This window comes from Nodosilinea sp. FACHB-131 (genome assembly GCF_014695395.1).
In the GTDB taxonomy this organism is placed as follows: Bacteria; Cyanobacteriota; Cyanobacteriia; order Phormidesmidales; family Phormidesmidaceae; genus Nodosilinea.
Genome location: NZ_JACJOF010000014.1, coordinates 42,204 through 53,637, shown reverse-complemented (window position 1 = coordinate 53,637; position 11,434 = coordinate 42,204). Strand labels below are relative to the sequence as shown.

Sequence of the window (11,434 nt, the reverse complement as noted above, 5' to 3'; positions counted from 1 at the left end):
AACCGGGCGAACCTGGGTATGGAAGTGATGCACGAGCGCAATGCTCACAACTTCCCCCTCGACTTGGCGACGGCTGAGGCGCCTGAGATCATCGGCTAGTCTTGACTGACTACTCCACTGATTGATTGAGCAAAGAGCGCTCCTCGAAAGGGGGGCGCTTTTTCGTTCTGGTGTTGGCGATCGCTACACTCTAAAATAAGCAATGCCCATTGGTGGGCAAAACCCAAACGAGACATGGCTCCCACAATGCAAGCACTTCACGATCTACAGCAAAGCCAGGGCGCGATTTTGTCGTTGGAGGGGATTCCCACTGCGTTTAACAATGTTGCTGACTTAGAAACGGTTAAAACTGGAGCTGTACTGTTCGATCGCAGTCACTGGGGCGTGCTCCAGATGTCTGGGAGCGATCGCCTGCGGTTCATCCACAATCAAACCACCAATACATTTACCCAGCGTCAGCCCGGCGAAGGCTGCGACACCGTATTTGTTACCTCTACTGCTAGAACCATTGACTTGACCACCGTCTACTTAACCGAGGAGGCGCTGCTGATTCTTACCTCCCCTGGTCAAGATCAGCGCTTGATGGACTGGATGGATCGCTACATTTTTCCGGCCGATCAGGTATCGCTGGCTAACCTAACCGCAGATACAGCTGTCTTTTCCCTCGTTGGCCCTGGCAGTGCTGCTGTACTTAAGGACTTGGGTATCGAATTAGAGCCTGATTTACCCACAGCTCACCACCGGAGCGTTGATCTCGGTGGTGTTGCCCTGCGCTTAGCGGCAGGCAATGGTCTAGCTCTGGCTGGGTACACCCTCCTAGTGCCGGTAGAAGGCGCAGCATTCGTGTGGCAACAGCTCACGGATGCTGGCATCATCCCCGCAGGAGAATCGCTCTGGCAGCAGTTGAGGGTGCAGCAGGGGCGTCCTGCCGCAGGGCGCGAACTCACCGACGATTACAACCCGCTCGAAGCAGGGCTATGGGACGCGATTTCCTTTGAAAAGGGATGTTATATCGGTCAAGAGACAATTGCTCGACTAAACACCTACCAGGGGGTTAAGCAGCAGCTCTGGGGTCTTCAGCTTAACGGCACTGTTGATCCAGGGGAAGTTATTTTTGTTGGGGATGAAAAAGTCGGTCTTCTCACCAGCGTAGTTGAAACTCCCGGTGGTTCAAGAGGTTTAGGCTATATTCGCACCAAAGCTGGTGGAGCAGGCTTAACGGTCAGCGTCGGTGCAGCTAAAGGCACGGTCGTTGACGTGCCCTATCTAACTCGAGGGTACCTGACGACCAATAATCTACCCGTTTAAGCGGTAATTTGGGTATTCTTAGGTGAACTCACTTGATTGTATTTAAGTAACGCACTGATTGTATTAAGCTTGGTCAGCCAGGCATTGCCGTACCGATTTATACCCTATGAGCCAACCTAAACGCGCCCTGATTACTGGTATTACCGGTCAGGATGGATCTTATCTAGCAGAATTACTTTTAGATAAAGGCTATGAGGTTCACGGCGTTATTCGCCGCACCTCTACATTCAATACCGACCGCATCGATCACGTTTACGTTGATCCCCACAGTGCCGAAGCACGTCTGTTTTTGCACTACGGCGATTTGACCGATGGCACCATGCTGCGGCGCATTCTTGAACAGGTACAGCCCCAAGAGGTTTACAACCTGGGTGCTCAATCCCACGTGCGGGTGAGCTTTGATTCGCCCGAATACACCGTAGATTGTGTGGGTATGGGTACGCTGCGGCTTCTTGAAGCCATTCGCGACTACCAACAACGCACAGGGTTAGAAGTGCGCTTCTATCAGGCTGGCTCCTCTGAGATGTTTGGTAAGGTGCAAGAAATTCCTCAGACGGAAACGACGCCCTTCTACCCCCGTAGCCCCTACGCTTGCGCTAAGGTCTTTGCCCACTGGCAAACAATTAACTACCGAGAGTCGTATGACTTGTTTGCCTGCAATGGCATTCTATTTAACCATGAGTCGCCCCGGCGTGGCGAAACCTTTGTAACGCGCAAAATTACCCGAGCGGTAGCTCGCATCGTGGCCGGTCAGCAGAAAAAACTGTATCTGGGCAATCTCGACGCCAAGCGCGACTGGGGCTATGCCAAAGACTACGTCAAGGCTATGTGGCTGATGCTGCAGCAAGACCAGCCCGATGACTATGTGGTAGCCACTAACGAAACTCACGCCATCAGCGAATTTTTAGATATTGCTTTTAACCATGTCAACCTCGATTGGCACGATTACGTGGAGTTTGACCCCCGCTACCTGCGGCCGGCCGAAGTGGAACTGCTGATTGGCGACTCAACCAAAGCCCGCCAGGCTTTAGGCTGGGAGCCTAGCGTTACCTTTGAGGAACTGGTGCACCTAATGGTGGAGAGCGACCTAGAGGCCATCGGTATTCGTCATGGCAATGGTGCCCCCTCCGATGTGGCGACTATTCGCAAAGAGATGCTGCACTTGGCGCCCCAGGGCTAACAGCTGAAGTTGGTCGATCGCCCCAAAATGGTACCTGTCTTAGAGATAGATACCGTTTTGGGGCAGCAAGGCATGCGTTTTGGAGGCCTTTCCTCTAGTATGAGAAAGAACAACTGGGTAAGTGGCTCAACCCATTGAGTTTGCCTGGATTGCTGTTGTAGGTTTCCTTTATATGGCTGACGAAAAGACTCCCCCAGTAGACTCTGCCCCCGCTGAGGATGCTCCCGCTCCTCAGGCAGACACTCAATCAGCAGATGCTGCGGCTAAAGCTGCCCCTAAAGCAGAAGCTGGAGCTGAACCCAAAGCTGCTCCCAAAGCCGCTCCTAAGAAGGAAAAGCCCCCGGCATTGGAAGACAAGCCCTTCACTGAATTCATTGAGCAGCACTTTATTCCAACGCTAGAATCAGCGCTGAAGGATAAGGGCATTGACGATATTCAGCTCACTCTCGATCAACGGCCCTTAGAGGTGTTTGGGGTCAGTGATGGTGAGCAGTACTGGCACGTGAAGGGACAGTGGCAAAAGGGCGATCGCCAGTTCAACATTGCCTTTACTAAAGACAATATCTCTAGCCCCAAGCTGTTCTACTATGCCGATAGGGGCTCGCAACCCAGCACCATTGAACAGTTCATGGGTGACGAGCGTAAAATCACCCTAGATTTGCTGGTTCTATTCACTCTGAGACGGCTTAACGGTCAGAAGTGGCTGGCGCGAAATTGAGCTAGTAGGCGGTTGAATTAGCGATGCTTGGCTTGTCATTCTCAGGCAGAGTGTTGGGCTAGGAACTGCTTGAGCAAGCCAACAACTACGGCAGGATGCTCGACATGGGGAAGTACCCCGGTGTCGGGGATTTCGATCACCTGCTGCACCGCTTTGGGATTGAGGCTCGCGAGCCGTCTGACCGTGGCTGGCGCTGTGAACCGCGACCCTGCACCCAGCACAACGGTGGTTGGAGTTTGAAGCTGGTCAATATAGCGCGATAGGTCGAAGCTGACCGATCCATTGAGGGAGGCCAGAGCAGAGTACTCGGCGTTGGGCTGCTGGGTGCAAGTGAGGTAGGCCTGCACCGTCTCTGGGGTGATACGACGAGAGTCGGCAAAGAGAAAAGTGGAGAGGAACGATCGCACCGCCAGTTCGTTAGCTGCCCCTACCTGATACAGCACTTTATCCACGCCGGGTGTGCTGGCTAGCAGAGCGGGTAGGCTGGCTTTGTAGTCGCGGCCAAAGTCACTGTTGCCCGAGGGTGACACCAGAAATAGGCCTTTGAATAAATCGGGCCGCAGTCCCGCCAAGCGGATCACTACACCAGCGGTAAGCGAGGTAGCAGCTACTAAGGTTGGGGGCTGAGCTACCGACTCCAGCAGATGGGTGATCATGTAGAAGTAGTCTTCGGTCGAGTAGGTGCGGGGTGGATGGGTTGACTGCCCCCAGCCGATTAGATCAGGGGCAATTACCTGGTGGGTGGTGCCAAAGGCGGCATAGACCTTAGACCATTCAAAGGCTGAAGAGCCGCCCCCCAAGCTGTGTAGAAAAACGAGGGGCGGACGGGTCGCGTGGCCTTCCCCTTGCCAAGGCCAGCCACCGGGGGTGTAGTAGGCCATGACCCCTAGATCTGTAGCGAGGGCCTGCTGAATAAAGCCCGGCGGCTGGAAGTTAAGCATGGTGATATTCGCTAAGATTCGTGGATGTGGGGCTGGCCCTACGCTGTGATTCAATCTTAGGGCCAATCTAGGGGCCTCTGCCGCCCATTTGAATTCTCCCGGGAGGTGAGGTCAACGTTACCGAGTGAGCTGTTAATTTATCGGTTTCAGGGGGAGGGGCTACAGCCCAAGCGGCTGGCGCTGGATGAGGCGAATCGGGCGATCGCCGCCGATCTCATCCAACTTTTTCAGCAGCAGGTGGGCCTCACCCAGGGTGACCTCAACCGCCAGCTGCAAGAGCTAGAGGGCGAAGATACCAACTACCGCATCAAGCGTGGGCTGGCTCACATTCTACGCAACAGCTTTGCCACGTTTGATGTGGTGAGTCCGCTAGAGCCCATTGAACTGCGGCGGCGGGTGTTTGCGCTGTCCGCACAATCAATTCCGTCTCCTAGGGCAGCCGAAGCTCATTTGTCAGTCCTGGGCCAGCAGCTGGCTGAAGAGCTAGCTCGCGAGGTCTCGGTAGCTGACCTACGCCAGGGGCTATACGCCGATCGCCAGGACAACCACATTCTGATCGAGTATGACGCCCCTACCCCCGATGCGCTGCTCCATCGCTACAACCTGTCGCAGACCCAGGGGGTGTTTTATAAAGCCAGCGACCTAGTGATGCACTTGTATCGCAACGACCCCGGCGAGTATAAGCTCATGTTTCGCTATCTGAAACTGTTTCGCCTGATGACTTACATTGAGGGCGATGCCGATCAAGGGTTTACCATCACCATTGACGGCCCCGCCAGCCTGTTTAAGCCCAGCACACGCTATGGGGTCGATATTGCTAAGCTGATCCCCGCTATTCTCCACGTCAGCAAGTGGCGGCTGGCGGCGACCCTGCAAATGAAGGACAACTTTACCCAGCAGGTAAAACCTCGCCAGTTTACCCTCGACAGCGACTGTGGCCTAGTCACCCACTATCCCCCCGGTAAAACCTACGACAGCATGATTGAGGAGTCGTTCGTCAGCCGCTGGCCCGCTAAAACCCCCTGGCGACTGGAGCGAGAAGTAGATCTGGTTCCCCTGCCCGGCAGCGTGATGATTCCCGACTTTCGCTTGGTGCACCCCGACGGGCGCGAGTACTTGTTGGAAATTGTTGGCTACTGGCGGCCTGAATACTTGCGGAAGAAATTCGCCCAGGTGCGTAAGTCGGGTCGCAATAACTTGATTTTGGCAGTTTCAGAACGGCTCAACCTAGAGAATGCTGGGGTGGATATTGCTAACGTTCCAGCCCAGGTAGTGTGGTTCAAGACGAAACTTCAGCCCAAGGTGGTGTTGGAGGTACTGGGGGATTGAGGAGTAAGGATTAAATAAAGTGGGATAGCCGTCTCGGCTGTCCATGGTCAGGCAAGATGCCTAACCCACAAGACAAGGATCTTTAAAGTCCTTGTTTTTAAAGGCTTGGCGAGCTACTCAAGGTTCCGCTGAAGTCAGTCTAGATGCCAGTAGCCACCAAGCTACCCGCAGGACAATTCTGGGTTCTGAAATGATAAGGCTATGTCATAATTGCGCCGCCCATCAGTTTTTCGTAGCGACGCTGAAGTTCTTTAGCGAGTTTGGGCCAGCGACACAGGGTGGGATCTTCTTTCAGCATGGCTTCTGCTGCTTCGCGGGCCACCGTCAGCACATCCTGGTCTTCAATCAAACTAGCTAAGGCAAAGTCGGGTAGGCCAGACTGGCGAGTACCTAGCACTTCTCCAGGGCCCCGAAAGCGCAGATCCATCTCAGCGATAAAGAAGCCGTCCTGGGATTGCTCTAGCACTTTGAGTCGCTGAATGGCAGTTTCGCTGCGGCTGCCGCTAAGCAATAGGCAGAAGGATTGGGCGGCCCCTCGACCGACCCGACCCCGCAGCTGGTGGAGCTGGGAAAGGCCAAACCGTTCGGCGTGCTCAATTAGCATGACCGAGGCATTGGGCACGTCTACACCTACCTCTACCACTGTTGTCGACACTAAAATGTGCGACTCCTGATTGCGGAAGGCGGTGATAGCAGCATCTTTCTCGGCGGAGGACATACGGCCGTGGAGCAGGCCGACGGTGAATTCTGGAAAGATCACCTCCGCTAGCCGCTGGTGCTCCTCCACAGCCGATTTGAGATCGAGCTTTTCGGACTCTTCGACTAGGGGCAGCACGACATAGACCTGACGACCCTGGGCAATTTCACGCTTGATGAGATCGTAGGCATGGGGGCGTTCTTTGTTGGTCAGCAAGGTTGTTTGAATCGCTTTGCGCCCTGGCGGCAATTCATCGATTTGGCTCACATCCAAATCGCCATGCATAGTCAGCGTGAGCGTACGGGGAATGGGGGTGGCGGTGAGCGTGAGGACGTGGGGATTTGCGCCTTTTTGGGTCAGCCTAGCTCGCTGCTGGACGCCGAAGCGGTGCTGTTCGTCGATAACCACTAAACCGAGATCGCGGAACTGCACCGGATCTTCGATCAGGGCGTGGGTACCCACCAGAATAGGCAGTTCGCCAGTAGCGAGTTCCCCCAACATTTTGCGACGTTTGGCGGCGCGGGTTGAGCCCGTGAGCAGTTCGACCGGCAGGTGGAGCTGGTTAAACCATTCCACTAGTTTGCGATAGTGCTGTTCGGCAAGCACTTCGGTGGGAGCCATGATGGCCGCCTGATAACCTGATTGAATTGCAGCGAGGGTAGCGACTACGGCGACGACGGTTTTGCCGGAGCCGACATCTCCCTGCACCAGGCGATTCATGGGGATGGGCTTTTGCAGGTCAGAGAGGATATCGTTGACGACCCGCTGCTGGGCACCGGTGAGGCTGAAGGGAATCACGCCGTAGAACTGGTCGATCAGTTTCCCGGTGGGGGCGAGGGCGATCGCGGTTTGCTGAGCCTGCTGCTGCTGGCGGCGGCGCAGGAGGCCCAGCTGGAGATAGAGAAATTCGTCAAATACCAGGCGGCGACGGGCTTGGGCAAGTTTTTCTTCGTCGTCGGGAAAATGGATTTGAGCGATCGCATCTTCCACCTTTACCAGCTCATACCGCTGCCGCAGATCTACCGGCAGGGGATCCTGGAGTTCGGGCACCGCCGGCAGGGAAGCGGCTACCGCTTTGCGCACCAGATCCGCCGGGACGCCCTCGGTGAGGGGATACACCGGCACCATGCGACCAATGGTGAGGGATTCGATGCGATCGCTCAAGCTATCCAACACCTCCAAATGCGGGTCTTCTAGCGTCACCCCAAATTTGCTGTCTTTGACTAGGCCGGAGGCCGCAACGATCGCCCCTTGGGGATACTGGCGCTTTTGCTGCTGCTGCCAGCTGGGAGTGGCATAGCGATTGCCGGGGTAGAAGCGGTTGAGCTTGAGGGTGCCGCTGCCGTCGGAGAGCTGAAGCTCAAAAATGGTGAGCTTCTTATTGCGTGGACTAGTGAAGCAGTTGACCCGCTTGACGGTGCCAACGATGGTGACAGTCTCACCCGGTTCTAAATCGCGAATTTTGACCTGCTGGGCGTAGTTGATGTGGTCGCGAGGGTAGTAGTAGAGCACATCCTGCACAGTGAACAGACCTAGCTTGGCCAAGCGCTCGCTGTTTTTAGGGCCGATGCCTTTCAGGTAAGTGACGGGCTGCTCGAGGCTAAAGTTAAAGCTGCCGGTGCCAGAGGCCTCTGCCAGCTGAGTGGTTTTAGGGGTGGCTTTGGACGTTTTAGACGTTTTGGCTGTTTTAGTCGCGGTTGATTTTTGAGCGTCTGAAGCGCTGCCTTCACGGGTACGGAGGGATTTGGTTTCGGCAAATTTTTCCAGCAGGCGCTGGGTACCGTGAAGAAAGCGGCGGGTTTCAGCTACCAAGTGCTGGCGTTGGGCAAAGCTGAGGTCGATGTAGCTGTCGTACTTTTGGGCCAGGCTCTGCCAAGATTGCTGATGATCGCCAGGGAGAACGGCTGGAGCTTGTTGCAGGCTGTCGCGCAAAAATTCGTTGAAGCTCTGCTGTTTGCCCACCAGATTGTTGAAACCGGTTTCGGCCTCAACTGAGAGGGCTCGCTGGAGCCGCACCCAGTCGGGTAGGGATGTCTGTGCTTCTGTCATGGATGCTTCCCCAGTGCCCTACCGGGAGGAGTCGTCGTACCAGACTGCTCGCCACGCTTGTTCGGCCTGGGCGATCGCTAGCTCACGCTCGGCCCGCTGGTACTGTTTACCCAGCTTGCGCAGTTGTCCCACAGCAGTCCGTAGTTTGCTGCGCCACAGAGCAGTCTGCACATCCCCTAACTCTAGATCGGCTAGACGCAGCTGAACGGCGGCTAAGTGAGTCATGGTGCTTTCTAGGGCCTCTTCCTCGTCGTCTGAGGTATCAGCGTCGTCCTCGTCTCGTTCGGTTTGCTGACGGTCAAATTCTGCAGCTACGTCTCCAGCCATCGCCACCAGCACGTTGAGTACGTTGGGAACGGCACGCCCCTTGGGAACGGCCATGTCTGCGTCGGAGGCGACCTCTAATACCGACTCGGGCAGGTCAGGAATAACCTGAGCCTTACGCAACAGCCGGTTAGCTTTTTTGGAGACGCGCTGAAGGACGTCGCGGATTCTCTGCTCCAGAATTAGGTGGTGTTTGGCGACTAGGGTAGGGGTCATCGGGTCGCCGGTAAACGGGCGATCGCGAAACACGTCTTCTATGTCGTTAGAGATAGCCGCCATCAGTACAGACTGGATGAGCTGCTTGGGGTCAAGGGCCGAAGCGTCACCGTCAGAGGAAGCCTCGTTTTCTAAGGATGGTGCCGGGGCTTCAGCAGACTCTGGCGCTGGATTCTCATCAGAAGTTTCGGCGACTGTCTCCTCTGTGGCTGCTTCTACAAAGGCTACTTCTACAGGCTCCTCGATCGCCTCAGCATCGGCCTCGTCAGCCCCTGCTGGTTCCTCCTGCTCCAAAACCTCATCGGTAGGCGGTGTGGAGTCTGTTGAGGGCCGGGTGAGGGCCACCAGAGCAGTTTCTAGGCGATTGAGGTCGTCGCGGTCAAGACTAGGCTCAGCCGCAGATGAGTCGGGCTCCATCAGCTGCTGTAGCCAGCCTTGGGCTTTGTGACCCAGAGTTTGCATGCCTTGCTGCAGGCGGCCGCGATCGCTTACGGGTAGAGCCAAAAACTCTTCAGGGTAGACCTGAGTACAAAGATGGTAAGTGGCCATAACGACCTGGCGCCGCACGGTCTGCCCCAGCACCGTCAGATAGGTGGCATAAATTTGGCTAAACTCTTGGGCTAGGGTGGCGGTGGCACCTTCTAACCCATTGAGATCTTTACGAATGCTTTCAACTGGCCTTACCATACCGCCTTCCCCACGCCATACCTGATTATAGGGAAATATCGAAAGCGGGGGCGCAATGCTGACACCCCCGCTTTTGCAGCAGCCAGGGGCAGGTTTATAACCATCGCGGCCTTAACCACTAACCCCCAGGCCTAAGTAGGCTAACCTAGCCTTACTTTTTCTTCTTACCCTTTTCCTTCTTCGGCTCGGCTTTCGGCTTGGCCTCGGCTACAGGCTCAGCTTCAGCTACAGGCTCAGCTTCGGCTACAGGCTCGGCCTCGGCTGCGGGCTCTTTCTTATTAAGACCAGCTTGAGCCGCGACTTCCTCAGCGAAGTTGGTCTCTTCTTTTTCGATGCCTTCACCCAGCACAAACCGAGAAAAGCGCCGCACCTGAATGTTTTCGCCTAGCTTAGAAACGGCCTGCTTGATCAGCTCTTCCACAGAGATGTTCTGATCTTTGATAAAGGGCTGATCGACAAGAGACAGCTCCTTGAGGCGCTTCTGAATGCGGCCCTCAACGATCTTTTCTTGCATGGCGACGGGCTTGTTGGCAATGTCGTCGCGGCCCATCTCGATGGACTTTTCTTTGGCGGCAACATCGGCAGGAATATCGCTGACGCGCACGTACTCCACATTGGGGCAGGCCGCAATCTGCATAGCGATATCGCGCACGAGAGTTTTGAACTCATCGCGGCGGGCGACAAAGTCAGTTTCGCAGTTGACTTCTACCAGCACACCTACCCGGCCACCAGTGTGGATGTAGCTCTCCACTAAACCTTCAGCGGCGACACGTCCCTCTTTTTTAGAAGCCGAAGCAATGCCCTTCTGGCGCAGCCATTCGATTGATTTCTCGATGTTGCCATCGTTTTCTTTGAGGGCTTTTTTGCAATCCATCATGCCCGCGCCAGTCTTGTCGCGCAGGTCTTTAACGAGCTTTGCAGAAATTTCTGCCATGGTGATCTACCGTCCTAACGCGCTATCGTCAAACTCAATACAAACTTAAGGGGAAACGCCCTAGTTCAGCTTAAACCCCAGGGGCCATCTTAACTAAGGCAGCTGTTGGGCAAAGGCAGAATATTCTGCCTTTGCCCATGGAACTTAGACTCCCGAATTCCTCTCCGGTGGGAAAGGGGATTGGACTAAGTTCTAGTCGTCGCTATCGGCAGCGGGAGCGTCGTAGCCGTACTCGTCGTCTTCGCCACCGTCATAGTCTTCGTAGTCGTCATCGGCACCACGAGCCTTGGCACCGTTAGAGCCTTCGTAGATGGCGTCGGCTAGCTTGCCGAGAATTAGCTTGATGGAGCGAATAGCATCATCATTGCCGGGAATGGGCACATCTACCAGGTCGGGGTCACAGTTGGTATCTAGCAACGAAATGATGGGAATGCCCAGCTTGTGGCATTCCGACACGGCATTGTATTCGCGCTTGATGTCGACAATGATGGCGACATCAGGCACCTTGCGCATAGTTTTGATACCGCCTAGATACTTTTGCAGCTTCTCTAGCTCGCGGCGCAGCACAGCGGCTTCTTTTTTGGGGCGCAGATCAATCGCTCCCAACTCTTCCATGCGCTCAAGCTCTTTGAGGCGGTTGGCGCGAGACTTGATGGTTTCCCAGTTGGTCAGCATGCCACCCAGCCAGCGCTGGTTGACGTAGTGGGAGCCACAGCGGGCAGATTCTTGGGCCACAATGCCAGCCGCCTGGCGCTTGGTGCCAATGAACAGGAATTTTTGCCCCTGCTCTGCCGCAGTGCGGACAAATCTGTAGGCTTCTTCCATCAGCTGGGCGGTCTGCACCAGGTCAATGATGTGAACACCGTTGCGGGAGGTGAAGATGTACTGGTCCATCTTGGGATTCCAACGGCGGGTTTGGTGGCCGAAGTGGACCCCAGATTCTAGTAGCTCAGGGAGAGTAATAACGGGCATTAGGTTTTGACTCCTTTCGGGTTAATCCTCCATTCGAATGCGCTTCCCCCAAAGTTAAAACTAGCGGGGAAGACCCGAA

The 11,434-nt window shown here is 55.3% G+C and carries 9 protein-coding genes; 4 read left to right on the top strand and 5 right to left on the bottom strand.

The features are described from left to right. Positions 1–246: 246 nt before the first annotated feature. From H6F75_RS09785 to H6F75_RS09775, 3 genes are all read left to right on the top strand, one after another. Positions 247–1,308, top strand: a complete 1,062-nt coding sequence (locus tag H6F75_RS09785; RefSeq protein ID WP_190751634.1) for a folate-binding protein YgfZ — start codon at positions 247–249, stop codon at positions 1,306–1,308. 106 nt (positions 1,309–1,414) lie between these two features. Then, the gene (gene gmd, locus H6F75_RS09780; RefSeq protein WP_190751628.1) at positions 1,415–2,488 is read left to right on the top strand and encodes a GDP-mannose 4,6-dehydratase; all 1,074 of its coding nucleotides are present in this window, start codon (positions 1,415–1,417) and stop codon (positions 2,486–2,488) included. Between the two features lie 172 nt (positions 2,489–2,660). Further along, a complete protein-coding gene (locus H6F75_RS09775) occupies positions 2,661–3,206 on the top strand; it encodes a DUF2996 domain-containing protein (RefSeq protein WP_190751626.1) in 546 nt (181 codons plus the stop codon). A 41-nt stretch (positions 3,207–3,247) separates the two neighbouring features. Here the strand turns inward: H6F75_RS09775 and H6F75_RS09770 are convergent, their stop codons facing one another. Beyond that, a complete protein-coding gene (locus H6F75_RS09770) occupies positions 3,248–4,147 on the bottom strand; it encodes an alpha/beta hydrolase (protein WP_190751624.1) in 900 nt (299 codons plus the stop codon). Between the two features lie 105 nt (positions 4,148–4,252). Between H6F75_RS09770 and H6F75_RS09765 the strand changes: the two genes are divergently transcribed. Beyond that, complete coding sequence (locus H6F75_RS09765) at positions 4,253–5,476, top strand: DUF790 family protein (RefSeq protein WP_190751622.1); 1,224 nt, start codon at positions 4,253–4,255, stop codon at positions 5,474–5,476. A 199-nt stretch (positions 5,477–5,675) separates the two neighbouring features. Here the strand turns inward: H6F75_RS09765 and recG are convergent, their stop codons facing one another. From recG to rpsB, 4 genes are all read right to left on the bottom strand, one after another. Beyond that, on the bottom strand, positions 5,676–8,222 hold the full coding sequence (gene recG, locus H6F75_RS09760) for an ATP-dependent DNA helicase RecG (protein ID WP_190751620.1): 2,547 nt from the start codon (positions 8,220–8,222) through the stop codon (positions 5,676–5,678). An 18-nt stretch (positions 8,223–8,240) separates the two neighbouring features. Further along, entirely contained in the window at positions 8,241–9,449 is a 1,209-nt protein-coding gene (locus H6F75_RS09755) for a hypothetical protein (RefSeq protein ID WP_190751618.1), read from the bottom strand. A gap of 151 nt (positions 9,450–9,600) precedes the next feature. After that, positions 9,601–10,383, bottom strand: a complete 783-nt coding sequence (tsf, locus tag H6F75_RS09750) for a translation elongation factor Ts (protein WP_190751616.1) — start codon at positions 10,381–10,383, stop codon at positions 9,601–9,603. Between the two features lie 192 nt (positions 10,384–10,575). Continuing rightward, positions 10,576–11,355 carry a 30S ribosomal protein S2 gene (rpsB, locus tag H6F75_RS09745; RefSeq protein WP_190751614.1) on the bottom strand — a complete coding sequence of 260 codons (780 nt, stop codon included), beginning with the start codon at positions 11,353–11,355 and terminating at the stop codon, positions 10,576–10,578. Positions 11,356–11,434: the final 79 nt, after the last annotated feature.